This is a genomic window from Falsiroseomonas sp. (assembly GCF_051859025.1).
Lineage (GTDB): Bacteria > Pseudomonadota > Alphaproteobacteria > Acetobacterales > Acetobacteraceae > Falsiroseomonas.
The window spans coordinates 177820-200292 of the sequence record NZ_JBHYGL010000012.1 but is presented as its reverse complement, the minus strand read 5'-3'; the positions used below and the strand labels follow the sequence as shown (position 1 = coordinate 200292).

Below are 22473 nucleotides of genomic sequence, written 5' to 3'. Positions count from 1 at the left end.
GGGTGTTCACGCCCCGCCCATCGGGATGCGAGAATGGCAGCCATGAGCGCGCCATCCCCCTTCCGACCCACGCCTTTCCAAGCGGGTGACCTGCTGCCGGCCCTCGCCTTGCCGGATTCGGCGGGCCAGCCCTTCGACCTGGCCCAGCAGACCATCGCGGACCGCTACCGCATCCTGCTGCTGGGGGCCGAGGCCGCGACCCATGCCGGCGATACGGTGCTGATGACGGCTGGGGTCGTGCCGATCGTCGTGCTGCCGCAATCGCCGCCGGCGACGCCGCCGGATGCCGGGGCAACGCGGGTCTTCGATGCGGACCGGAAGCTGTTCCTGGGGCTCGGCCTGGCGGAGGGAGGCGTCGCACTGGTCACGCCGCGCGGGCGCCTGGCCTATGCGGGCAGCGGCGCAGACGCCTTCGCGACCGCGCTGGCGCTGGTGCCGCCCCCTGCCCCACCGGTGCCCGTGCGGCGCGGCGGCGCGCCGGCGCTCCTCATCCCGGATATCCTGGAGCCCGATTTCATCGCCGCCCTGCTGTCCCACTGGGAGAAGGGGGAGAAGGCGCAGGACCGAGTCGCGTCCTCCGCCGGGGGTGCCGGCGCGGGGAAGGTCGCGAACATCAAGCGGCGCGCGGATGTCTTCCTGGACGACAAGGCACTCTACGAAGGCTTCCAGCGCCGGATCGAACGCCGCGTAGTGCCGGAGATGTGGCGCGCCTACCGCTTCCGCGCCGCAAGCTTCGAAGTGCCGCGGATCGGCTGCTACGACAGCGCCAATGCCGGCGCCTTCGGCGCCCATCGCGACAACCGCACCCCCTTCACCGCCCATCGCCGCTTCGCGATGAGCCTGAACCTCAACACCGGCAGCTATGAGGGCGGCACGCTGCGCTTCGGGGAATTCGGGACGGAGGAATACGAGCCCGAAGCCGGGGGCGCGGTGATCTTCTGCTGCGACCTGCTGCATGAGGCGCTGCCTGTCACGAAGGGGCGCCGCTTCGCGATCTTCACCTTCTTCACGGATGCGGAAGGGTCGCAGCAGGAAAGGCGGTTGATGGAGGAGGCGAAGGCCAGGGGACAGGGGGGCGTTACGCTGAGGTAGTCGCTGGGGAAGGCGCTGCCTTCCCCAGACCCCAACCGCCAGGGCCGAACCGGCCCTGGACCGTCTTCGGTTCAGGCGGACTGCGTCCGCCTGCAAGCAACCTCAGCCATGCGCCTCGCCGTTGCGCTTGCGGGCGCCGTTGCGGCGCAGCAGGAACTCACGCCCCACCTTCACGCGCGGCGCGCCGTCATATTCCACGATGTCGGCGGTGGCGTAGGTCTCGCTCCAGGCCTCCGGAATGAAACTCCCGGTGCCGACCACATCGATCGGCGCCTTCGCCTCCGCCACCACCCGGCACTTGCCGACCCCGAAGCCGGAGGAGACGACGATCCGCACCTTGGGATAGCCGGCCTCGTCCAGCGCCTCCCTCATCCGCCACACGGCCGCGGCGGAAACGCCGGTGCCGACCAGGTGGCGCAACTCCGTCTCGCTGCGATAGCGCCGCACGGCCTGGGGGGCGTGGCGTTCGAGCACGGCATAGGATTCGCCGGGGTCCAGCCCCTCCAGGAACCGCCCGCCATGGGTGTCGAGGCGGACCGCCATGCGACCGGCGGCGGCGAGGTCCGGGAAGCGGGCGCAGACGGCCAGCGCGTCCGTGATCTCCCGCCCGAAATAATCGACCAGCACCGTCAGGTCGGACTCGGGAAAGGTCTCATGGAACATCTCGGCGGCGCGGACGGTGGTGCCGGCATAGCCGATCAGCGCATGGGGCATGGTGCCGAGGCCCGCCGGCGCGCCGAACCAATGGGCGGTCGCGTCATTGGCGTTGCCGATGAAGCCCTTGGCCCCTTCCCGCTTCGCGGCATTGCTGCCGATGGCGGCGGCATAGGCCATCATGTCCTGCATCTCCGCCCCCGCGCAGTGCCGCGCATCCATGGCGAGGAAGGGAACGGTCGGGAGTTCCAGGCACATCTGGTAGGCGTTGTGGGCGGCGACGCAGGCGGCGCCCAGCTTCTGCAGCAGCAGCGTCTCAAGGTCCGCCAACTGCACGAAGGAGCCCGAGAGGTAGAAGATCGGGTCGCCGGCGCCGACCCAATCGCCTTCCCGGTGCATCAGCTCGATGTCGAACTTCGTGCCGCGCTGCGCCGCCACCGATTCCAGCCAGGCCGTCGCCAGGCGCGGCGCGGAGATCACCGGCCGCCGCAGGAACACCGCATAGGTCACGCGGCAATCGCCGAAGCGGGAAACCACCGCCTTGGTGCGGTTGAAATAGGTGTCCGTCCAGGCGCGGACGGCATCCGCGCCCGGGGAAGGGACCGGTGACGGAACCGGCGCCTGCACGGTCACTGAGCGGCCTTGGCCGGCAGGGTGGCGGTGCCGGGGCGACGGGCCTTCAGCTCCTCGGAGATGAGGAAGGCCAGTTCCAGCGACTGTTCCGCGTTCAGGCGGGGGTCGCAGAAGGTGGCGTAGTTGGCGGCCAGATCGGCCTCCGTCAGGCGATGCGCGCCGCCGAGGCATTCCGTGACGTTCTGGCCCGTCATCTCCACATGCACGCCGCCGGGGACCGTGCCCTCCGCGCCGTGGCAGTCGAAGAAGCCGCGGACCTCGCCCAGGATGGCGTCGAAGCTGCGGGTCTTGTAGGCGCCGGCCTTCACGCCGTTGCCATGCATGGGGTCGCACAGCCACACTACGTTGCGGCCGGCCTTCTTCACCGCGCGCAGCAGGCCGGGCAGCTTCGCCTCCACCTTCTCCGCCCCCATGCGGGCGATCAGGGTCAGGCGGCCCTTCTCGTTCGCGGGGTTCAGGATTTCCGTCAGGCGGACGAGTTCATCGGCCTCCATCGTCGGGCCGACCTTCATGCCGATCGGGTTGGCGATGCCGCGCATGAATTCGACATGCGCGCCATCGGGCTGCCTGGTGCGGTCCCCGATCCAGAGGAAATGCGCGGAGCACGCGAAATGCCGGCCCGGATGGGTGCTGGGCTGGCGGGTCAGCGATTCCTCGAAGGGGAGGAGGAGGGCTTCGTGGGAGGTGTAGAACTCCGTCTCCCGCACCTGGGGCAGGTCCGACATCCCGCAGGCGCCCATGAAGCGCAGCGTCTCATCGATCCGGTGCGCGAGGCCCGCATAGCGATCGGCCAGCGGGCTGCGGGCGGCGAAATCGAGGTTCCAGCGATGGACCTGGTGGAGGTCCGCATAGCCGCCGGTCGCGAAGGCGCGCAGCAGGTTCAGCGTGGCCGCGGACTGGAGATAGGCGAATTCCATGCGGCCGGGATCGGGCACGCGGGCTTCGGCGGTGAAATCCGGGCCGTTGACGATGTCCCCGCGGTAGGAGGGCAGCGTGACGCCATCGATCGTCTCCGTGTCGCTGCTGCGCGGCTTGGCGAATTGCCCGGCCATGCGGCCGAGCTTCACCACCGGCAGGGCGGCGCCGAAAGTCAACACCACCGCCATCTGCAGCAGCACCCGGAAGGTGTCGCGGATGTTGTTGGCGTGGAATTCCGCGAAGCTTTCCGCGCAATCCCCGCCCTGGAGGATGAACGCATTGCCATCGCCCGCACGCGCCAACTGGGCCTTCAGCCGATCAGCCTCGCCTGCAAAAACCAGGGGCGGAAATCGGCGGACCTTGTCCTCCATGGCCTTCAGCCGGGCCTGGTCGGGATAATCCGGTACCTGCCGGATGGGCATCGCCCTCCAGCTATCCGGGGTCCACGCGCGCGCACTCATGATTCTGGGCTCCACTCCGAACCGAGGACTGTAGCGGCAGCCCCGGGTTTCGCAAAACGTCCCTACTCGGCTGCGGCCTTGACCCCGGCTTCGCGGGTGCGGGTGCGGAGCGTCACGAACTCCTCCGCCGCGGTCGGATGGATGCCGATGGTGCGGTCGAAATCGGCCTTGGTGGCGCCCATGACCACCGCGATTCCAATGCCTTGCATGATCTCGGCCGCGTCCTCCCCGATCATGTGGGCGCCCAGCACCTTGTCCGTCCGCTGGCAGACGATGAGTTTCATCAGCGTCCGGCGCCCCTGGCGGCGGCTGATCGTGTGCCGCATGGGGGTGAAGCGGGTGACATAGACATCGACCGGGCCCTGGGCGGCGGCCTCGGCTTCCGAGAGGCCGACGGTGCCGATGGGGGGGGAGGTGAAGACCGCCGTCGGCACGTTCTGGTAGGAGGCGCGGCGGGGCTTGTTGCCGAACAGCGTGTCGGCCAGGGCGTGGCCCACCGCGGTCGCCATGGGCGTCAGGTTCACGCGGTCGATCACATCGCCGACGGCGTGGATGTTCGGCTGGCTGCTGCGGTGGTCGTCATCGACGATGATGGCGCCGGCCTTGTCCGTGGCGACGCCGGCCGCTTCCAGGCCAAGCCCGGCGGTGTAGGGCTTGCGGCCGGTGCAGAAGAAGACCGCATCGACCTCCCGCATCATGTTGTCGGCGGCGGTGACGATGATCTGGTCGCCGACCTTGGCGAGCGAGGTCGGGGCGGCGTTGGCGTTCAGGCGGATGCCCTGGGCGGTCAGCGCCTCCACCATCGCCTGGCGGATATCGTCGTCGAAGCCACGCAGCGGCAGCGCCGCGCGGTACATCACATCGACCTCCGCGCCGAGGCCCCGCAGGATGCAGGCGAATTCGAGGGCGATGTAGCCCCCGCCCACCACAACCACGCGCTTCGGCAGCGACTTCAGGGTGAAGAGGTCGTCGGAGATCAGGCCGAGTTCGGCGCCATGGATGTCGGGCTTGAAGGCCTGGCCGCCCGTCGCGATGACGATCCGCTCCGCCGTCACGCGCTGGTCGCCGACCTGGATGGTGTGGGCATCGACCAGCGTGGCGCGGGCGTTGAAGATCGTGGCGCCGGCACCCTGCAGCAGCTTGTCGTAGATGCTGGACAGGCGCGCGACTTCGGCATCCCGCGCCTGCGCCAGCTTGGCCCAGTCATGGCCATGGGTGGTGACGGACCAGCCGAAGGCGGCGGCGTCCTCCGCCCACATGCCGTATTCCGCGGCGTTCACCATGATCTTCTTCGGCACGCAGCCGACATTGACGCAGGTGCCGCCCCAGAAGCGTTCCTCCGCGATCCCGACCCGCGCGCCATGGCCCGCCGAGATGCGCGCGCAGCGCACGCCGGCGGACCCGCCGCCGATGACGAAGAGGTCGAAATCATAGGCCATGGGCGTGCCCCTCAGATGCCGGCGGGTGGCCCCGCGCTCGGCCCAGACATGGCACTGCGGCCGGACTTGATCCAGACCACCATCATGGCCACGCCGCCCGCCAGGAACAGCCACGCCCCTTGCGCGAGGAACACCAGCATCAATCCGGGCCGCCCCGCCGTGGAGCGGACCTTGAGTCCTCCATCGGCCCGCAACCCGCCGGTATGGAGAGAGAGCCACCATAGCGTCGCTAGGCCAAACACGAGGCAGAGCAGCGCCATCGCCCAGGGCTTCACCCGCCGCGCCCATGCCTGGGGCGAGGTCGCGACGCTGTGACGGAAGTTCAGCGCCGCCTTTGCGGGGTTGGCCAGCACCCGGGCGATGAACAACAGGCCAAGCGCCAGGCCCGAGACATGCCCGACCGCCAGCAGATGGGCGTTCACCATGCCCGGGATCGGGTCGCCCTGCGCCGCATGCCCGGCCAGGATCACGGACGCCAGGGGCAGCAATTCCTGGATCACCGGCAGGCTCGGCGCCACCCAGGCGGCTGCCGCCCCCTGATGCACGAAGCGCAGGACCGTCAGCGCAAGGCCATAGGGATAGGCCAGCAGCCCCACCGCCAGAAGCCAGCGCTGCGGACCCGGCGGCAGCGCCGCGATCCAGTTCCGGATCACGGCGCGCCCTCGGTCAGGCGCCGATGCCGCCCAGCGCCAAGTACTTGATCTCGAGGTAGTCCTCGATCCCGTATTTGCTGCCCTCGCGCCCCAGGCCGCTCTGCTTCACGCCGCCGAAAGGGGCGACTTCCGTGGAGATGATGCCTTCATTCGCGCCGATGATCCCTGCCTCCAGCGCCTCCGCCACGCGGAAGATGCGGCCGATGTCGCGGGCGTAGAAATAGGCGGCCAGGCCGAACTCGCTGTCATTGGCGAGCGCGATCGCCTCCTCCTCCGTCTTGAAGCGGAACAGCGGCGCGACCGGGCCGAAGGTCTCCTCCCGGAAGACGATGGCGTCGGGCGGGACGTTGGCGAGGATGGTGGGTTCGAAGAAATTGCCGCCGCGGGCGTGGCGCTTGCCGCCGGTGACGATGGTCGCGCCCTTCGCCGTGGCGTCGGCGATGTGCTCCTCCACCTTCGCGACCGCATCGGCATTGATCAGCGGCCCCTGCGTCACGCCGGGCTCCATCCCGTTGCCGACCTTCAGCGCTTCCACCGCCGCCTTCAGCTTGGCCGCGAAGGCGTCATAGACGCCGTCCTGCACCAGGATGCGGTTGGCGCAGACGCAGGTCTGGCCGGTGTTGCGGTACTTCGACGCCATGGCGCCCTGCACCGCGGCATCGAGGTCCGCATCGTCGAAGACGATGAAGGGCGCGTTGCCGCCCAACTCCATCGAGGTCTTCTTGATGGTCGGCGCGCATTGCGCCAGCAGCTTGCGCCCGACTTCCGTCGACCCGGTAAAGGACAGCTTGCGGATGATCGGGTTGGAGGTCAGCTCGCCCCCCGTCTCCCCCGAAGGCCCGGTGATGACGTTGCACACACCCGCCGGCATGCCCGCGCGTTCCGCCAGCACGCCGAGTGCCAGCGCCGAGAACGGGGTCTGCGACGCCGGCCGGATCACGCCGGTGCAGCCCGCGGCCCAGCCGGGGCCGGCCTTGCGGGTGATCATCGCGGCCGGGAAGTTCCAGGGCGTGATGGCGGCGAAGACGCCGATCGGTTCCTTGAACACCAGCACGCGGCGACCCTTGGCGTTCTGCGGGATGGTGTCGCCATAGATCCGCTTCGCTTCCTCCGCGAACCATTCGATGAAGGACGCCGCATAGGCGACCTCCCCCTTCGCTTCCGCCAGCGGCTTGCCCTGCTCCGCCGTCATGATCGCGGCGAGGTCATCGGCGTTCGCGAGCATCAGGTCGTTCAGCCGGCGGAGGATCGCGGAACGCTCCTTCGCCAGCATGGCGCGCCAGGCGCCGAAGGCGGCGGCGGCGGCATCGATGGCGCGGCGGGTCTCGGCGGCGCCCATGGCGGGGACATGGCCCACCACCTCCCCGGTCGCGGGGTTGCGGACGGCGATGGTCTTGCCGCTATCCGCCTGCACCCATTGCCCGCCGATGAGATTGGCCTGGCGGAACAGGTCGGGGTCCTTCAGCGGCAGCCTGGCGATGGCGTCGAGCATGATGTGTTCCTTCGTCCCTTCCCCAAGCGCCCCAGATGGGGGCCGCGTGCCTGGATGTCAGCGTGCGGGCTTGCCCTTGAAACCGCGCCCCGGCTTGTTGACCTGGCGGCCCCGCGCGATCGCCATGGCGTCGGCGGGCACATCCTCGACCACCACGCTGCCGGCGGCAACCAGGGCGCGGTCGCCGATGGTGACGGGGGCGACGAGGGCGCTGTCCGACCCGATGAAGGCGCCCGCTCCGATGACGGTGCGGTGCTTGTTCACGCCATCGTAATTGCAGGTGATGGTGCCGGCGCCGATATTGGCGCCCGCGCCGATCGTCGCATCCCCGAGGTAGCTGAGGTGGTTCGCCTTGGCGCCGCGGCCCAGCACCGCCGCCTTCAGCTCCACGAAATTGCCGACATGCGCCGCTTCGCCGACCAGCGTGCCGGGGCGCAGCCGCGCGAAGGGGCCGATGACGGCGCCGGATTTCACCACGCAGCCCTCCAGATGGCTGAAGGCTCGGATCTCCACGCCATCCTCCACCGTCACGCCGGGGCCGAAGACGACATTGGGGCCGATGGTCACGTCCTGGCCGAGGGCGGTGTCCCAGGACAGGACGACGCTTTCCGGCTGGATCAGGGTGGCGCCGCCGGCCATGGCGGCGGCCCGCATGGCCTGCTGCGCCTCGGCCTCCGCCCCCGCCAGTTCGGCCCGGCTGTTGATGCCGCGGAGCTCGGCTTCCGGCGATTCCACGGCGACCACGCGCCTTCCCGCGGCGACGGCGAGCGCCACGATGTCGGTCAGGTAGTATTCGCCCTTGGCATTGTCGGCCCGCACCTGGCGCAGCAGCGCGAACAACTCCGACGCGGGGGCGCAGACGACGCCGGCATTGCAGAGGCCGACTTCGCGCTCCGCCTCCGTCGCATCCGCCCATTCGACGATGCGCTCCACATCGCCGGCGGCATTGGTGATGACGCGGCCATACTGGCCGGGATTGGCCGGGCGCATCGCCACCAGCGCCAGCCCCGCCTGCGCCCGCGCCGCCACCAGGCGCCGCAGCGTGTCCACCGTGATCAGCGGGTTGTCGGCGTAGAGGACCGCGACATCGCCATCCCCGCCATCCAGCAGCCCCGCCGCCTGCAGCGCCGCGTGTCCGGTGCCCAGGCGTTCGGCCTGCACCACCGTCGCATGGGGCGCGACCGCGGCCTCCAGCCCCGGCATGTCGGGCCCGACCACGACCACCGCGCGGTCGAAGACCTGGGTGGCGGCGCCGAGCAGGTGCTGGACCATGGGGCGCCCTGCGATGGGGTGCAGCGCCTTCGGAAGCCGGGACCGCATGCGCGTCCCGAGGCCGGCGGCGAGGATGAGGGCGGTGCTGGGCATCCCCCCGCGTAATCCCGCCGCGCCCCCTTCCGCAAGCCTCCGGCCGCGCATAGGACAAGGGGCATGACCCGCATCGCAGTCTTCGACCTCGATGGCACGCTGGTGGACAGCGCGCCGGACCTCCATGCCTCCCTGGACCGCCTGATGGCGACGCGGTCCCTGCCCGGCTTCGTGCGGGCGGAGGTCGTGGCCATGATCGGCGATGGCGCGAAGGTGCTGGTGGAGCGCGCGCTGGCCGCGCGCGGCCAGGGCTTCGACCAGGCGGCGCTCGACTGGTTCCTGGAGGATTACGGCGCCAATGCCGCGGTGGAGACCGCCGCCTTCGACGGCATCGCGGAGGTCCTGGCCACGCTGAAGGCGGAGGGCTGGCGCATGGCGGTCTGCACCAACAAGCCCGTGGCGCCCGCCCGCACCCTGCTGGCGGGCCTCGGCCTGGACCATTATTTCGACGCCATCGGCGGCGGCGATTCCTACCCCGTCCGCAAGCCGGACCCCGCCCATCTGCACGCCACCCTGCGGGATGCGGGCGGGCAGGCGCGGGACGCCATCATGATCGGCGACCACCACAATGACGTGGCGGCGGGCCGGGGCGCGGGGCTGCCGGTGATCTTCGCGGGCTGGGGCTATGGCCCGCTATCAATGGCGGCCGGCGCGCCGGTGGCGGCGACACCCGCCGACCTTCTGCCGCTATTGCGCGCGGGCCTGCTGCCCTAGCGGTTCCGCTTTCAGCAGGATCGCCGTCGCGGTGCCGAACCAGCGGGACGGCATCTCGACGCGGACCGGGATCGGCGGCGCGCCGGCGAAGGGGGCGGCGATCCAGGCGGTGCCGGGGGTCGGGCGGCCCTCATCCCCGCTGCCATCCCTGCGGAAGCCGGCGACGACGCGGGTTTCGAAGCCGCAGCGCAGCGCATCGCCATGCCAGGCATTCCGCGAGGGGAAGATCCGTTCCCAGCCGGCGCTGCGGCTGGTGTAGTCGCTGCGGCGGCGGCCATCGAAGACGGCGGCCTGGCCGTCGCAGCTGCCGGTGCTGGCGATGGCGCGGGACAGCTGCGCCAGCGCCGACAGCGCATCGACCGTGCCGCGCTGGAGGTCGGCGGGCACTTCTTCCCGCTCCTCCGCATTGGGGGGCACCAGGTCGCGGATCACGGGGTTGCCGCCGCGCCAATCCACGATCGTCCGCCGCGCCCGGCCCCGCCAGGTGCCTTCGGAGGTGTAGGAGGCCGGCGTGGCCAAGGCGCCCGTCCAGCCGCCGGCGACGCGGGTGGCATTCTCGCCAGGGGCGAAGACGGCGGCGATGCCGCGGGTACGCATGGTGGTGGCCAGGCGGTAGCCGCCGGGCGTCACCTCCATCTCCGCCTCCATGGTCAGCACCACCATCCCCGCGGCGTGGACCTCATAGGTCGCGCGGATCGGTTGCGCCGTGGCCGGCGGGGCCAGGAGGCAGGCGGAGAACAGGGCTGCGGCGGCCGGCGGGAGGTGGCGCATACCCCCCATATCGGCGGTGCGGGACGAATGCCAAGCGCGAAGTGCCGGACGCTTGACACATCCCCACCATCGCCATATTCAGCGCGCCCCGGAGATGGGCGCGTAGCTCAGCGGTAGAGCATCGCCTTCACACGGCGGGGGTCACAGGTTCAATCCCTGTCGCGCCCACCATCTCCGGGTTTCAAACCATCATCGGTATGCCAGGTGGAGAAGCCCCGAAGGGCCCCTCCACCCCCTGGTTCAGTTCGGCTGCGCGGGGGCCGGCGCGGGCGGGCCGCGGCGGTCGCCGTGGCCGGCGTGATGCTGGCCATGGCCGCGGCGTTCCGGCCGCACTTCCTCACGGCTCAGCGCGCCGTCGGCATTCGTGTCACGCGCCCGGAACATCGCCTCAGCGAAGGGCGTCACCTCCTGCAGGGTCACGCGGCCATCGCCATTCGCGTCCACGGCGCGGAACATCGCCTGGCCGTGCTGCTGGGCCCGCTGCGGCGGGGTGCGGCCGCCCATGCGGGCCTGGGCATAGGCCGTCATCTCCTCCATCGAGATGCCGCCATCGCGGTTGGTGTCCACTTCCTGGAAGCGGCCAGCCAGCCAGGCGCGGCCTTCTTCCAGCGTCACGCGGCCATCATTGTTGGCGTCGGCGCGGGCGAAGGCCTCCCCCACCGCGAAGCCGCGGCCACCGCCGGGCGGCGGCGGCGGCGGGCCGCCGGGCGCGGGCTGGGCCAGGACGGGCAGCGCGCCCGCCGCGAGGATGAGCGCCGCGCCGGCCAGCAGGCCGATCTTCTTCGAAGCCATGGTGTTCTCCGTTTCTTGCCGGCACCGCGCCGGTCTGGAGGGAACATGGCCATCGCTTGCAACAGGGGCGTGTCCGGCGCGGTGACGTCGGGTGAGGAACCGTAACACGGCTCCCACCGTGTCAGCCCCGTGGTGGCGTGCCGCCCTCCCCCAGATCCCACCACATGCCCGCGAAGCCCGCGATGCCTTCGCGGGCAGCCGCGATCAGCAGGTGTTCGTCCGGCCCGTGCTGCTTGCAGCCATTGTAGCTGTGCGGCACCCAGACCAGCGGCACGCCGAGGTGATCGACGAAGACATCGCCCGGCAGGCCGCCGGAGCTGTTCGGGATGATCTGCACGGGCTTGTCCAGCGTGCGCGTCAGCGATTCATGCGCCCAGCGCACCCAGGGATGGTCCGGCGCGGTGCGGCTGGCGGGCATGCGGAGGCCGGGGTTCTCGATCAGCACCTGGGACAGCCCATGCGCGTCGAGATGGGCACGTAGCGCGGGCAGGAAGTCCTTCGGATCGCTGTCCACGGTGTAGCGGATCTGGCAATGCGCGCGGGCATCGGGGGCGACCGCGTTCACGGGGTTGTCGGGGCGGCCGGAGGTCATGGCCAGGACGATGAAGCTGTTCCAGCCATAGATCTTCTCGGCCGGGGTCAGGTTCGGCTCCCCCCAGCCCGCATCGATCGTCGCCGCGCCATCGCCGCCGCCGACGGGGCAGCCATCCAGCACGCCCTTCACCGCGGCCGGCACGCCGTTCCGGGGCAGCCAGTCCCGCACCAGGATCTTGCCCTCCCGGTCCATGATGGTGGAGAGCGCATGGGCGAGGATGATGGCGGGGTCCATCGTCAGCCCGCCCCAATGGCCGGAATGCACGCCACCCGCGCGCAGCCGCACGGCCAGGTCGAAATGGAAGGTGCCGCGCGTGCCGGTCGCGATGGTCGGCACGCCAGGCTCCACGCGCGGGCCGTCGGAGGCGATGAGCGCATCGGCGGACAGCGCCTGCGCATGGGCGGCGACGAATTCGCGCAGGCCCTTGGAACCGCGTTCCTCCGCCGTCTCTATCACCAGCTTGATGTTGGCGCCGAGCCTGCCGCCACGTTCCTCCAGCACCGCTTCCAGCGCGGCGATGTTGAGCGCGTGCTGGCCCTTGTTGTCGGCGGTGCCGCGGCCGTACCAGCGGCCGTCCTCCTTCGTGACCGTCCAGGGGTCGAGGCCGTCCCGCCACTGTTCCTTCAGGCCGCGGACGGTGTCGCCATGGCCGTAGAGGAGGATGGTCGGCAGGGACGCATCCTCGATCCGGCTGCCCATGAGGATGGGGCCGAAGCCGTCCAGCGGGTTCGGGTGGATGGAGACCGCGAAGCCCAGGCGCTTCAGCCAGGGCTCCATCGTCTCCGCCAGGTAGGCATCGAGGGCGGGGGCGGACTCCGCCTCCTGCGAGGTGGAGGGGATGGCGACGAGGGTGCTGAGCAACTGCTCGAACCCCCCCTGGTCGAAGAAGCTCAAAGCGCGCCCGATGGCCCCGCCGCGTGTGCCCATAACGATGTTCGGTTCCGAGTGGTGAAGGACGCGGGAGGATGACCCAGCGCGGGCCGAGGGTCCAGCGAGCGGGCGGTCAGCGCGTGCTGGCAGGCGCGCCCGTGGCGTTGCCCGAACCCGGCGTGCCGGCGCCGAGCAGCACCGCCCCCGCGATCGGCAGCAGGGCGGGCAGGAAGGCGCCGAGGCCGGGGCCGGCGGGCAGGACCACGGCGGGCGGCGGGACCACGGCCGGCTGCGCGACCGATGAGGGGGACGTTGGGGGGGCCGATGCGGCAGTCGGGGCCGGCGCGGCGCGGACGGGCGTGGGCGCGCGGGGCACAACCTGGCCGCGCGGCGCCACGACCAGCGGTTCATCCGCCGGCACGACCATGGTCCGCAGCGGCTGCGCCAGGGCGGGCCCAGCCGGAGCCACAACCGGGGCCCCAAACAGGGCCACAACCAGGGCGACAATGATGAACCGGACAACCATCGTCCCAGGATAGAACAGGGCCCGCGGCCGGGCCAGCGCAAACCCGCGCGCTACTTCCCCAGCATCCCGCGGGCGATGATCAGGCGCATGACCTCGTTCGTGCCTTCCAGGATGCGGTGGACACGCAGGTCCCGAACGATCTTCTCGATGCCGTAGTCGGCGAGGTAGCCGTAGCCGCCGAGCAGTTGCAGCGCCTCATCCGCCACGCGGAAGCCGGTATCGGTGGCGAAGCGCTTGGCCATGGCGCAGAAGGCGGTGGCGTCGGGCGCGCCGGAATCGAGCTTGGCGCAGGCCCGCCACATCAGGGTCCGCGCCGCCTCCAGTTCCGTCACCATGTCGGCCAGGCGGAATTGCGTGGCCTGGAAGCGGGCGATTTCCTGGCCGAAGGCGCGGCGTTCGCGCACATAGGCCAGCGCCTTGTCGATCGCCGCCTGCGCGCCGCCGATGGAGCACGCCGCGATGTTGAGGCGGCCGCCATCGAGGCCGCTCATCGCATAGCGGAAGCCCTGCCCTTCCTCGCCCAGCAGCGCCTCGGCGGGCAGGCGCACATCCTCCAGGATCACCTGGCGGGTCGGCTGGGCGTTCCAGCCCATCTTCTTCTCATTGGCGCCGAATGAGAGGCCGGGCGCGTCCTTCGGGACCAGGAAGGCGGAGACACCGCCCGCCCCGGCGCCGCCGGTCCGCGCCATGACCAAATAGAGGTCCGACACGCCGGCGCCGCTGATGAACTGCTTCGTGCCGTTCAGCACATAGCCCTGGTTGTCCCACACCGCGCGCGTGGCGAGTGCCGCCGCATCGCTGCCGGCCGCCGGTTCCGTCAGGCAGTAGCTGGCGATGCGGTCCATGGGGATGAGGGAGGGCAGCCAATCCGCGCGCTGCGCGTCGCTGCCGTAGCGATCGATCATCCAGGCGACCATGTTGTGGATCGACAGGAAGGCGGAGATGGTGGGGCAGCCCGTGGCCAAAGCCTCGAACACCACAGCGGCATCGAGCCGCGTGAGGCCGGCACCGCCGGATTCCTCCCGCACATAAAGCGTCGCCATGCCGAGTGCGGCGGCTTCGCGCATCACGTCGACGGGGAAGTGGCGCTTTTCGTCCCATTCGAGGGCGTGGGGGGCCAGGCGTTCGGCGGCGAAGGCGAGGGCGGTGTCGCGCAATTCGCGCGTGGCCTCGGGCAGGTCGAAGAGGGTGTCGGACATGGTGTTTCTCCCCGGGCGAGTATGGGCGGGGGAGCGGTGCGTCGCCAGCGCGGTGATTCCGGGGAAGGCGCTGCCTTCCCCGGACCCCTACCGCCAGGGGGGAGACCCCCCTGGACCATCGTCAGGCGGCGTCGGCCTTCAGCGTGCCGCGGCGGATCTGGTCGAGCTCGATGCTCTCGAACAGCGCGCGGAAATTGCCCTCCCCGAAGCCCTGGTCACCCTCCCGCTTGATCAGCTCGAAGAAGATCGGGCCGATGACGTTGTTGGTGAAAATCTGCAGCAGGCGCCCACCCTCCGGCGTCGGCGCGCCATCGACCAGCACGCGGTTGCGGCGAAGCCGGTCGATATCGGCCTCCGTCCCCGGGATGCGCTTCGGCAGCAACTCGTAATAGGTCTCCGGCGTGTCGAGGAAGCCGATGCCGGCGCCGCGCATCGCCTCGACGCTCGCATGGATGTCGGTGGTGCCGAGTGCGACGTGCTGGATGCCCTCCCCGTTATAGGCGCGGAGGTATTCCTCGATCTGCGACTTGTCGTCGCTGCTTTCGTTGATCGGGATGCGGATCTGGCCGCAGGGGGAGGTCAGCGCGCGGGACTTCAGGCCCGTCAGCTTCCCCTCGATGTCGAAGTAGCGGATTTCCTGGAAGTTGAAGAGCTTCGCGTAGAACTGCCACCACACATCCATCCGGCCGCGGAGCACGTTATGGGTGAGGTGGTCAATGACCGTCAGGCCATGGCCCTTCGGCGTCGGGTTGGCCTCCCCGATCCAGCGGAAATCGACGTCGTAGATCGTCCCGCGCGGGCCGTAGCGATCGACGAAATACAGCAGCGACCCGCCGATACCCTCGATGGCCGGGATGTTGAGTTCCATCGGGCCGACGCGGTTGGTCACGGGCTTGGCGCCGAGCGCGATCGCACGCTCATAGGCCGCGGCGGCGTCGGCCACCCGGAAAGCCATGGCGCAGGCGCAGGGGCCGTGCACGCGGGCGAAGGATTGCGCGAAGCTCTCGGGCTCCGCGTTCAGGATGAAGTTGATGTCGCCCTGGCGCCACAGCGTGACGGCCTTGGAGCGATGCTTCGCGACGGCGGCGAAGCCCATGCGGGTGAAGAGCGCTTCGAGATAGGCGGTGTCCGGGCCGGTGAATTCCACGAATTCGAAGCCGTCCGTGCCCATCGGGTTGGCGTCGGAGATCTCGCCGGCATAGGCGGTGCGATCGGGGGGGATGTCCATGGCGCGGGCTCCTCGGCTGGGGGTGACACCATGGTAGGGCGGGGAAAGGGGTGATTCTCGCCGGATTTCGCGCCAGACTGCGGCCCAGCGCAGTCTTTCACTCATCAAGGGCCCCATCATGGCGAAATCCACCATCGAGCTGGATGCGACGGATCGCCGCATCCTGCGCGCTTTGCAGCGGGACGGCCGCATGGCCGTGACCGCCATAGCGGACCAGGTCGGCCTTTCCGCCACCCCCTGCCTGCGGCGCATCAAGCGGCTGGAGGAGACGGGCGTGATCGCCCGCTACGCCGCGGTGATCGACGCTGGCCGCGTCGGCCTGCCCATCCAGGCCTTCGTGCAGGTGGCGCTGTCCAGCCATGCGGAGGAAGTCGCCACCGCCTTCCACAAGGCGCTGGCGGCGCGGGAGGAGGTGATCGCGGCCTACGCGATGAGCGGCGGCATGGATTACATGCTGCATGTCATGGCGACGGATTTCGACGCCTATGCGGAATTCGCGCTGAAGGCGCTGCTGCGCATGCCGGGCGTGAAGGAGACGCGGAGTTCCTTCGTGCTGACCGCGCTGAAACCCCCCGGTGCGCTACCCCTGTGACTCTCTACCTTGCCCTCAAACGCCTGGCGCGGCCTCGGCCGGCTGCGGCGTCCGCATGTCATGCGACTCCACGGGACGATCAGAGCCGCGCCAGCACGCCCTTCGCCGCCGCGACGCCAGTGCTGAAGCAGCCCTGCAGCAGGTAGCCGCCGGTGGGCGCCTCCCAATCCAGCATCTCACCGCAGGCGAAGGTGCCGGGCAGGGCCTTCAGCATCAGGTGCTCATCCAGCGCATCCCACCCGATCCCGCCGGCGGAGGAGATGGCGCGGGCCAGGCCGGCGATGCCGGTGACGCGCAGCGGAAGGGCCTTCACCAGCGACGCCAGATCCGCCCGCCCTGCCCCGCCGGCATGAATGCCCTCCTGCACCAGGCCGATCGCGACGGGGGACAGCCCGACCGCCTTCCGCAGCACGGTGGAAACCGATTCCGCCCGCCCCCGCACGCCGAGTTTCTCCGCCACCGCCGCCGCGGCCAGGTCAGGGCGCAGGTCGATGGACAGCAGCGCCGAACCGTCGCGGGCCAAAGCCTCCCTCACCGGGCGGGACAGCGCATAGATGACGCCGCCTTCGAGGCCCGCCTTCGTCACAACCGCATCACCCCTTGCGGTGTGGCCCGCGAAAGTGATCGCCAGGCGCTTGGCCGCCGCACCCTCATGCCGCGCCAGGAAGGGGGCGGACCAGTCCAGCGTCACGCCCATGTTGGACGGCGCGAAGGGCGTGACGGGCACGCCCGGCAGCAGCGCAGGCCAGGCGCCATCCGACCCGAGCCTCGGCCAGGAGGCGCCGCCCATCGCCAGCACCACCGCGCGGGGATGGACGGGCGCGGCTTCGGTCGAGAACAGCCAGCCGCCATCGGCATCGCGCCCGAGGAAGCGGCTGCGGGGGCGGATTTCGACGCCTAGCCCCTCCAGCCGCCGCAGCCAGGCGCGCAGCAGGGGAGATGCCTTCATCGTCACGGGGAAGACGCGGCCGCTGCTGCCGACCATGGTCGGGACGCCAAGCCCCTCGCACCAGGCGATCAGGTCCGCCGGCGTGAAGCCGCGCAGGGCATCGACCAGCGCGGGCGGCGCCGGGGCGAATCGCGGCAGGAAGGCGTCGAGCGGTTCGCTATGCGTCAGGTTCAGCCCGCCGCGGCCGGCCATCAGGAATTTTCGGCCGACGGAGGGCATCTGGTCATGCACCACCACGCGCAGCCCTGCCTGGCCCAGCACCTCCGCGGCCATCAGGCCGGCGGGGCCGGCGCCGATGACGATGATGTCGGGGGTGGTCGCAGCGGGGGATGGGGTCATGGCGGCTTTCTGGCCCGGATGATGCGGGTTATCCAGGGCAGGTCCGGATTTCGGAGGGGTTTGATGGCGTCTGTCCTTGTCACCGGCGGTGCCGGCTTCGTCGGCCTGAACCTGCTGGAGGCGCTGCTGGGCCGGGGGGAGGACGTCGTGGCCTTCGGGCGGGAGGATGCGCTGCCCCCCGCCGCCAGCGCCCTGTTCGCCACGCTGCCGGGCCGCCTGACCCTGGTGCAGGGCGATGTGCTGGACGCCGGCGCCCTGCGCGCGCTGTTCAAGGCGCACGCGATCGACCGGATCTTCCCCTTCGCCGCCATCACCGCGGGGCCGGCGCGGGAGGCATCGAGCCCCGGCGCCATCATCGACGTGAACCTCAAGGGCCTGATCGCGACGCTGGAGGCGGCGCGGGATGCCGGCGGCGTGCGGCGCGTGATCCTGCCCTCCTCCGCCGCCGTCTATGGCGAATCCGCCTATGACCACGCGCTGCTGGACGAGGCGACGACACCCTGCGTGCCCATCAGCCTTTATGGCGTCACCAAATACGCGGTGGAGCGCGCGGGGCTGCGCCTGGCGCAGCAATGGGGGCTGGACGCCATCGCCGCGCGCATCGGCGCCACCTTCGGGCCATGGGAACGCGATACGGGGGTGCGGGACACGCTGAGCCCGCACCTCGCCATCGCGACGCTGGCGAAGAGCGGGGGGGAGGCGGTGCTGCCCGCCACGGTGCATGGCTATGACTGGGTCTATGTGCGGGACCTGGCGGCCGGGCTGCTGGCGCTGCTGGAGGCGAAGGCGCCGCCCGCCCGCGTCTTCAACCTGGCCTCCGGCCGCGACTGGTCGCCGCATCTGGATGCCTGTTGCGCGGCGATGGCGGGGGCCCTGCCCGGCTTCCGCTGGCGCCGTGCGGCGACCGGTGAGGCGCCTGGCGTCGCCTTCCCCGAAATCCGCCCGCGCGGCGTCATGAATATCGGGCGCGCGCGCGGCATCGGCTGGGCGCCGCGCTTCACGCCGGAAGCGGCCTATGCCGATTATGCGGCCTGGATGAAGACCACCTGACCCTTACACGGCCACCGATCACGCTTACCTCCCCTTCGACTTCCCCGAGGATGCCCCATGCCCGATACCCTGCCCTTCGATCCCTCCCGCCTGAAATTCGGCATCGGCCAGCCCGTCCCGCGCGCGGAAGATCCGACCCTGCTCACCGGCCGCGGCCGCTACACCGATGACATCTCCCTGCCCGGGCAGATGTGGGCGGTGATGGTGCGCAGCCCCTATGCCCATGGCGTGATCCGCGGCATCGACACCACGGCCGCGCGCGCCATGCCGGGTGTGGCGGGCGTCTGGACCGGGGCGGATCTGGTTTCGGCCGGCTACGGGCCGATGAAATGCACCATGCCGCTGAAGAACGCGGATGGATCGCCCATCCGCAGCACGCAGCGCCTGCCGCTGGCCACCGACCGCGTCCGCTATGTCGGCGATCCCGTCGCCTTCGTCGTCGCCGCCACGCGCGCCGAGGCGAAGGATGCGGCGGAAGCCGTGGAACTCGACATCGATGCCCTGCCCGCCGTGACGGTCGCCTCCGCCGCCGCCGCGCCGGATGCGCCCCAGCTCTATGACGACATCCCGGGCAATGAGGTGCTGGACTTCCACCACGGGGACCGCACGGCCGTCGCCAAGGCCTTCGCGGAGGCCGCCCATGTCACGAAGCTGTCCATCCGCAACAACCGCATCGTCGTCTGCGCGATGGAGCCGCGCAGCGCGATCGGGTCCTTCGAGGATGGGCGCTACGTGCTGCGCGTGGGCTGCCAGGGCGTCTTCGGCCTGCGCAACCAGCTGGCGAACGAGGTCCTGAAGGTGCCGCCCGCGCAGGTGCGGGTGCTGACCGGCAATGTCGGCGGCAGCTTCGGCATGAAGGCCAATGTCTATCCCGAATATGCCTGCCTGCTGCATGCGGCCCGCGAACTCGGCCATCCCGTCAAGTGGACGGATGAGCGCAGCGGCAGCTTCCTGTCCGACCAGCATGGCCGTGACCATGAGGTCGAGGCCGAGCTGGCGCTGGATGCGGAAGGCCATTTCCTCGCGGTGCGGCTGACCAGCTTCGCGAATATGGGCGCCTTCCTGTCCCCCGTCGCGCCGCTGATGGGCACGGCGAACTTCATGAAGAACGTGCAGTCCAACTACCGCACGCCGCTGATCGAGGTTTCCACCCGCAGCCTGGTCACGAACACCACCCCCGTCTCGGCCTATCGCGGCGCCGGACGGCCGGAGGGCAACTACTTCATGGAGCGGCTGATCGAATCCGCGGCCCTGGAGATGGGGATCGATGCGGTGGAGCTGCGCCGGCGCAACCACATCCGGCCTGACCAGTTCCCGTATTCGGCTGCGTCCGGCAGCATCTATGATGGCGGCGACTTCACCGCGCTGCTGGAACGCACGCTGCAGGAAGCGGACCTGCCCGGCTATGCCGCGCGCAAGGCGGCCAGCGCGGCGCGCGGGATGCTGCGCGGCCGGGGCCTGGGCAATTTTCTTGAGTGCACCGCGCCGCCGACCAAGGAACAGGGCGGCATAAGGTTCGAGGAGGATGGCAACGTCACCATCATCACCGGCACGCTGGACTACGGGCAGGGGCATTGGAGCGCCTTCGCGCAGGTGCTGCACCAGAGCCTCGGCGTGCCGTTCGAGAAGGTGCGGCTGCTGCAAGGTGACTCCGACCAGCTGATCGCCGGTGGCGGCACGGGCGGGTCGAAATCCATCATGGCGTCGGGTGCCGCGATCCTGGAGGCCTCGGCCCTGGTGATCGAGAAGGGGCGCGACGCCGCGGCCTGGGCGCTGGAAGCGGCGCCATCCGACATCGAATACGAGCCGCATGCGGAAGGCGGCCAGGGCCGGTTTACCATCGCGGGCACCGACCGCGGCATCGGGATCATGGACCTGGCCGTGAAGCTACGCGGCGCGCAGGGGCTGCCGGAGGGCGTGCCGAACACGCTCGACGTCACGCATGTCTTCGACCAGGCGCCACAGGCCTATCCGAATGGGTGCCATGTGGCGGAGGTGGAGATCGACCCGGATACGGGCATCGTCACCGTCGATCGCTACATCACGGTCAACGACTTCGGCGTGATGGTGAATCCGCTGCTTGTGGCGGGCCAGGCGCATGGCGGCATCGCACAGGGCATCGGCCAGGCGCTGATGGAAAGCGTGAGCTTCGGGGAGGATGGGCAGCTGCTGACCGGCAGCTACCTGGACTATGCGCTGCCGCGTGCCGGCGACCTGCCGGATATCGGCTTCGTCAGCCATGCCGTGCCGGCGACGACGAATCCGCTGGGCGCCAAGGGCTGCGGGGAGGCCGGCTGCGCCGGGTCCCTGCCCGCGGTGATGAACGCGATCGTGGATGCGCTGTCGACGCATGGGGTGCGGCACATCGACATGCCGGCGACGCCGGAGCGGGTTTGGCGGGCGATCCACGCGGGGTGACCCCCTGACGACGGTCCAGGGGCGGTTCGCCCCTGGCATGGGGGGTACGGGGGGAACAGCGTTCCCCCCGGGCCTACCGCGCGCTGCGCAGCACGTCGCGCCACACGCGCAGGAAATTCCCCGACCACAGCAGCCCGATCTCCCGCGCCCCATAGCCGCGCCGGTGCAGTTCCTCCGTGACGGCGCCGGTCGTGCTGGCATCCATCCAGCCAGGAAACCCACCTCCGCCATCGAAGTCGGAGGACAGGCCGACATGGTCCAGCCCGATGCGCTGCACCGCGTAGTCCACGTGGTCCACGTAATCGCCGATGGTGGCCCGTGCGTGCCCATCCGCGCCGGGTGCCACCAGGAAGCTCGGCACCGCCGTGACCTGGATCAGCCCACCGCAATCCCGCAGCGCGCGCAGTTGCTCGGCATCCAGGTTGCGGGGATGCGGGCGAAGCTCGTGGCAGCAGGCATGGGTCGCGACCACGGGGGTGGTGGACAGTGCCGCCGCTTCCAGCATGGCGGGCTTGGCGACGTGGGAGACATCGACCAGCAGGCCCACGCGATTCATCTCCCGCACCGCGGCGCGGCCCAGGGCGGAGAGGCCGCCATGCAGGGTGGGTCCATCGCCCAATGCCGGCTTCGGCCGCGCCGAATCGGACAGCGCGTTGTGCCCGTCATGCGTGAGGGTGAGGTAGATGGCGCCGAGTTCGCGCCAGCGCGCCAGGCGGGACAGATCCTCCCCCATCGCATAGCCGTTCTCGACCGCGAGCAGCACGGCGAGTTCGCCGGCGGCGGCGCAGGCCTCCAGCTCATCCGGCGTGGTGCAGAGGCGGCGCGGCATGGGCTGCGTGCCCGCGGTGCCGCGCAGCGCCAGCAGCATCGCCTCCGCGCGCGCGGATGCGGCGGCGTGGCCTTCGGGGGTCAGGGGGCCCTGGGGGACATAGGCGATGAAGACCACGGCCTTCAGGCCGCCTGCCTGCATCTTGCCGAAATCGACGCAGCGCGTGGTTGCCGTCGCCGGGTCCGACATGGCGGGCCAGGGGATATCGACATGGGTGTCGAGCGTCAGCGTGCCGGCATGGATGCGCGCTGCATGCTCACTGCTGGATGTCGCCATGGTGTCGGTGTTTTCCCTTATGTTAAGCGGAGTTGACGCAAAGAATCGTCAACCTTTGCGATACATCTGGCGCGTCATTATGCATGCCGTCGACCGACGCCGCGAATTTCGTCACGGGATCATCATCCTTCCTCCGCGCGGCCTTGTATCGACCCGGCGCGCTCCCCATCCCTGGGTGGTCGCGGGGGGAGCCGCGGCAGCCGACGCGTCGCTTTTGGCGCTGTTGATAGCAGGAGAAGTCGAGACATGGCGGATACGGGTAGGGTTCGTGAGCCTGAGGCGGCGAAAATCCGCGCGCTCCGATCCATCGCCGACCTGGCCGGAGAGGGTCTGGCGGAGCGCATGCGCGTCGATGCCGCAGCCCGAATCCTGACCATCGCGCGCCGCGCGCTGCAATTGCAGCTGCACGCGGCGCCCGCCCAGCCGAGTGCGGGGATGGAGGCGCTCGTCGCCGACCTCGCCCGGGGCTGGGATCCCTCCGCCACGACCGCCACCGAGTATCTGGAGGCGCTGTCCGTCCAGCAGCTCGATGCCTTCCTGGCCGCGGCGCCGGGCTGGGCGGCTTCCGTCCGCGCGGCCAATTCGGACGTGAAGCCGGACCAGCGCCGGGTCGCCTGA

Annotated in this window: 20 protein-coding genes and 1 tRNA gene; 7 read left to right on the top strand and 14 right to left on the bottom strand. The window is 70.4% G+C overall.

What is annotated here, in order from left to right; translation table 11 throughout:
- Positions 1–42 precede the first annotated feature (42 nt).
- Entirely contained in the window at positions 43–1092 is a 1050-nt protein-coding gene (locus ACTIE5_RS13070; protein ID WP_439550141.1) for a 2OG-Fe(II) oxygenase, read from the top strand.
- Positions 1093–1194: 102 nt separating this feature from the next.
- Here the strand turns inward: ACTIE5_RS13070 and ACTIE5_RS13065 are convergent, their stop codons facing one another.
- From ACTIE5_RS13065 to glmU, 6 genes are all read right to left on the bottom strand, one after another.
- Positions 1195–2373: a nicotinate phosphoribosyltransferase gene (locus ACTIE5_RS13065; RefSeq protein WP_439550140.1), complete on the bottom strand. Its 1179-nt coding sequence runs from the start codon at positions 2371–2373 to the stop codon at positions 1195–1197.
- 2 nt (positions 2374–2375) lie between these two features.
- On the bottom strand, positions 2376–3758 hold the full coding sequence (locus ACTIE5_RS13060; RefSeq protein ID WP_439550139.1) for a class II 3-deoxy-7-phosphoheptulonate synthase: 1383 nt from the start codon (positions 3756–3758) through the stop codon (positions 2376–2378).
- A 62-nt stretch (positions 3759–3820) separates the two neighbouring features.
- The gene (gene gorA / locus ACTIE5_RS13055) at positions 3821–5197 is read right to left on the bottom strand and encodes a glutathione-disulfide reductase (protein WP_439550138.1); all 1377 of its coding nucleotides are present in this window, start codon (positions 5195–5197) and stop codon (positions 3821–3823) included.
- A gap of 11 nt (positions 5198–5208) precedes the next feature.
- The gene (locus ACTIE5_RS13050) at positions 5209–5850 is read right to left on the bottom strand and encodes a hypothetical protein (protein WP_439550137.1); all 642 of its coding nucleotides are present in this window, start codon (positions 5848–5850) and stop codon (positions 5209–5211) included.
- 13 nt (positions 5851–5863) lie between these two features.
- Positions 5864–7342 carry an NADP-dependent succinate-semialdehyde dehydrogenase gene (gene gabD, locus ACTIE5_RS13045; RefSeq protein WP_439550136.1) on the bottom strand — a complete coding sequence of 493 codons (1479 nt, stop codon included), beginning with the start codon at positions 7340–7342 and terminating at the stop codon, positions 5864–5866.
- Positions 7343–7399: 57 nt separating this feature from the next.
- Positions 7400–8707, bottom strand: a complete 1308-nt coding sequence (gene glmU / locus ACTIE5_RS13040) for a bifunctional UDP-N-acetylglucosamine diphosphorylase/glucosamine-1-phosphate N-acetyltransferase GlmU (RefSeq protein ID WP_439550135.1) — start codon at positions 8705–8707, stop codon at positions 7400–7402.
- Positions 8708–8770: 63 nt separating this feature from the next.
- Here glmU and ACTIE5_RS13035 point away from each other — a divergent pair, with 63 nt between their 5' ends.
- Positions 8771–9421 (top strand): HAD-IA family hydrolase, encoded by a 651-nt coding sequence (locus ACTIE5_RS13035; protein WP_439550134.1) that lies wholly within the window; start codon positions 8771–8773, stop codon positions 9419–9421.
- Here ACTIE5_RS13035 and ACTIE5_RS13030 read toward each other — a convergent pair.
- The gene (locus tag ACTIE5_RS13030; RefSeq protein WP_439550133.1) at positions 9395–10192 is read right to left on the bottom strand and encodes a DUF3108 domain-containing protein; all 798 of its coding nucleotides are present in this window, start codon (positions 10190–10192) and stop codon (positions 9395–9397) included. The two genes, ACTIE5_RS13035 and ACTIE5_RS13030, sit on opposite strands and share 27 nt — an antisense overlap.
- A gap of 96 nt (positions 10193–10288) precedes the next feature.
- Here ACTIE5_RS13030 and ACTIE5_RS13025 point away from each other — a divergent pair.
- Positions 10289–10363: transfer RNA gene (locus ACTIE5_RS13025), tRNA-Val, on the top strand.
- 69 nt (positions 10364–10432) lie between these two features.
- Here ACTIE5_RS13025 and ACTIE5_RS13020 read toward each other — a convergent pair.
- The 5 genes from ACTIE5_RS13020 to hppD all read right to left on the bottom strand — a co-directional run bounded on the left by ACTIE5_RS13020 (position 10433) and on the right by hppD (position 15402).
- Positions 10433–10984, bottom strand: a complete 552-nt coding sequence (locus tag ACTIE5_RS13020) for an EF-hand domain-containing protein (RefSeq protein ID WP_439550132.1) — start codon at positions 10982–10984, stop codon at positions 10433–10435.
- A gap of 121 nt (positions 10985–11105) precedes the next feature.
- A complete protein-coding gene (locus tag ACTIE5_RS13015; RefSeq protein WP_439550131.1) occupies positions 11106–12506 on the bottom strand; it encodes a M20/M25/M40 family metallo-hydrolase in 1401 nt (466 codons plus the stop codon).
- Between the two features lie 76 nt (positions 12507–12582).
- On the bottom strand, positions 12583–12732 hold the full coding sequence (locus ACTIE5_RS13010) for a hypothetical protein (protein ID WP_439550130.1): 150 nt from the start codon (positions 12730–12732) through the stop codon (positions 12583–12585).
- Between the two features lie 293 nt (positions 12733–13025).
- A complete protein-coding gene (locus ACTIE5_RS13005) occupies positions 13026–14174 on the bottom strand; it encodes an acyl-CoA dehydrogenase family protein (protein ID WP_439550129.1) in 1149 nt (382 codons plus the stop codon).
- Between the two features lie 121 nt (positions 14175–14295).
- Complete coding sequence (gene hppD / locus ACTIE5_RS13000; protein WP_439550128.1) at positions 14296–15402, bottom strand: 4-hydroxyphenylpyruvate dioxygenase; 1107 nt, start codon at positions 15400–15402, stop codon at positions 14296–14298.
- Between the two features lie 118 nt (positions 15403–15520).
- Between hppD and ACTIE5_RS12995 the strand changes: the two genes are divergently transcribed.
- Positions 15521–15994 carry an Lrp/AsnC family transcriptional regulator gene (locus ACTIE5_RS12995; RefSeq protein ID WP_439550127.1) on the top strand — a complete coding sequence of 158 codons (474 nt, stop codon included), beginning with the start codon at positions 15521–15523 and terminating at the stop codon, positions 15992–15994.
- A 79-nt stretch (positions 15995–16073) separates the two neighbouring features.
- Here ACTIE5_RS12995 and ACTIE5_RS12990 read toward each other — a convergent pair whose 3' ends face one another.
- On the bottom strand, positions 16074–17282 hold the full coding sequence (locus tag ACTIE5_RS12990) for an NAD(P)/FAD-dependent oxidoreductase (RefSeq protein WP_439550126.1): 1209 nt from the start codon (positions 17280–17282) through the stop codon (positions 16074–16076).
- 63 nt (positions 17283–17345) lie between these two features.
- On the opposite strand from ACTIE5_RS12990, the gene ACTIE5_RS12985 reads away from it, so the two are divergent.
- Both ACTIE5_RS12985 and ACTIE5_RS12980 read left to right on the top strand, forming a co-directional pair.
- Positions 17346–18332 (top strand): NAD-dependent epimerase/dehydratase family protein, encoded by a 987-nt coding sequence (locus ACTIE5_RS12985; protein ID WP_439550125.1) that lies wholly within the window; start codon positions 17346–17348, stop codon positions 18330–18332.
- Positions 18333–18389: 57 nt separating this feature from the next.
- On the top strand, positions 18390–20750 hold the full coding sequence (locus tag ACTIE5_RS12980; RefSeq protein ID WP_439550124.1) for a xanthine dehydrogenase family protein molybdopterin-binding subunit: 2361 nt from the start codon (positions 18390–18392) through the stop codon (positions 20748–20750).
- Positions 20751–20823: 73 nt separating this feature from the next.
- Here ACTIE5_RS12980 and ACTIE5_RS12975 read toward each other — a convergent pair whose 3' ends face one another.
- A complete protein-coding gene (locus ACTIE5_RS12975; RefSeq protein ID WP_439550123.1) occupies positions 20824–21855 on the bottom strand; it encodes a dipeptidase in 1032 nt (343 codons plus the stop codon).
- A 246-nt stretch (positions 21856–22101) separates the two neighbouring features.
- On the opposite strand from ACTIE5_RS12975, the gene ACTIE5_RS12970 reads away from it, so the two are divergent.
- Entirely contained in the window at positions 22102–22473 is a 372-nt protein-coding gene (locus tag ACTIE5_RS12970; protein WP_439550122.1) for a hypothetical protein, read from the top strand.

What these genes read in the sequence shown, in the direction of transcription:
- ACTIE5_RS12995 (WP_439550127.1), top strand. Translation starts at nt 15,521, where the DNA reads ATGGCGAAATCCACCATCGAGCTGGATGCGACGGATCGCCGCATCCTG.
- ACTIE5_RS12975 (WP_439550123.1), bottom strand. Translation starts at nt 21,855, where the DNA reads ATGGCGACATCCAGCAGTGAGCATGCAGCGCGCATCCATGCCGGCACG.
- ACTIE5_RS12980 (WP_439550124.1), top strand. Translation starts at nt 18,390, where the DNA reads ATGCCCGATACCCTGCCCTTCGATCCCTCCCGCCTGAAATTCGGCATC.
- ACTIE5_RS13060 (WP_439550139.1), bottom strand. Translation starts at nt 3,758, where the DNA reads ATGAGTGCGCGCGCGTGGACCCCGGATAGCTGGAGGGCGATGCCCATC.
- ACTIE5_RS13030 (WP_439550133.1), bottom strand. Translation starts at nt 10,192, where the DNA reads ATGCGCCACCTCCCGCCGGCCGCCGCAGCCCTGTTCTCCGCCTGCCTC.
- ACTIE5_RS13005 (WP_439550129.1), bottom strand. Translation starts at nt 14,174, where the DNA reads ATGTCCGACACCCTCTTCGACCTGCCCGAGGCCACGCGCGAATTGCGC.
- ACTIE5_RS12985 (WP_439550125.1), top strand. Translation starts at nt 17,346, where the DNA reads ATGGCGTCTGTCCTTGTCACCGGCGGTGCCGGCTTCGTCGGCCTGAAC.
- ACTIE5_RS13015 (WP_439550131.1), bottom strand. Translation starts at nt 12,506, where the DNA reads ATGGGCACACGCGGCGGGGCCATCGGGCGCGCTTTGAGCTTCTTCGAC.
- ACTIE5_RS13035 (WP_439550134.1), top strand. Translation starts at nt 8,771, where the DNA reads ATGACCCGCATCGCAGTCTTCGACCTCGATGGCACGCTGGTGGACAGC.
- ACTIE5_RS12990 (WP_439550126.1), bottom strand. Translation starts at nt 17,282, where the DNA reads ATGACCCCATCCCCCGCTGCGACCACCCCCGACATCATCGTCATCGGC.
- gabD (WP_439550136.1), bottom strand. Translation starts at nt 7,342, where the DNA reads ATGCTCGACGCCATCGCCAGGCTGCCGCTGAAGGACCCCGACCTGTTC.
- ACTIE5_RS13020 (WP_439550132.1), bottom strand. Translation starts at nt 10,984, where the DNA reads ATGGCTTCGAAGAAGATCGGCCTGCTGGCCGGCGCGGCGCTCATCCTC.
- gorA (WP_439550138.1), bottom strand. Translation starts at nt 5,197, where the DNA reads ATGGCCTATGATTTCGACCTCTTCGTCATCGGCGGCGGGTCCGCCGGC.
- ACTIE5_RS13070 (WP_439550141.1), top strand. Translation starts at nt 43, where the DNA reads ATGAGCGCGCCATCCCCCTTCCGACCCACGCCTTTCCAAGCGGGTGAC.
- glmU (WP_439550135.1), bottom strand. Translation starts at nt 8,707, where the DNA reads ATGCCCAGCACCGCCCTCATCCTCGCCGCCGGCCTCGGGACGCGCATG.
- ACTIE5_RS12970 (WP_439550122.1), top strand. Translation starts at nt 22,102, where the DNA reads ATGGCGGATACGGGTAGGGTTCGTGAGCCTGAGGCGGCGAAAATCCGC.
- hppD (WP_439550128.1), bottom strand. Translation starts at nt 15,402, where the DNA reads ATGGACATCCCCCCCGATCGCACCGCCTATGCCGGCGAGATCTCCGAC.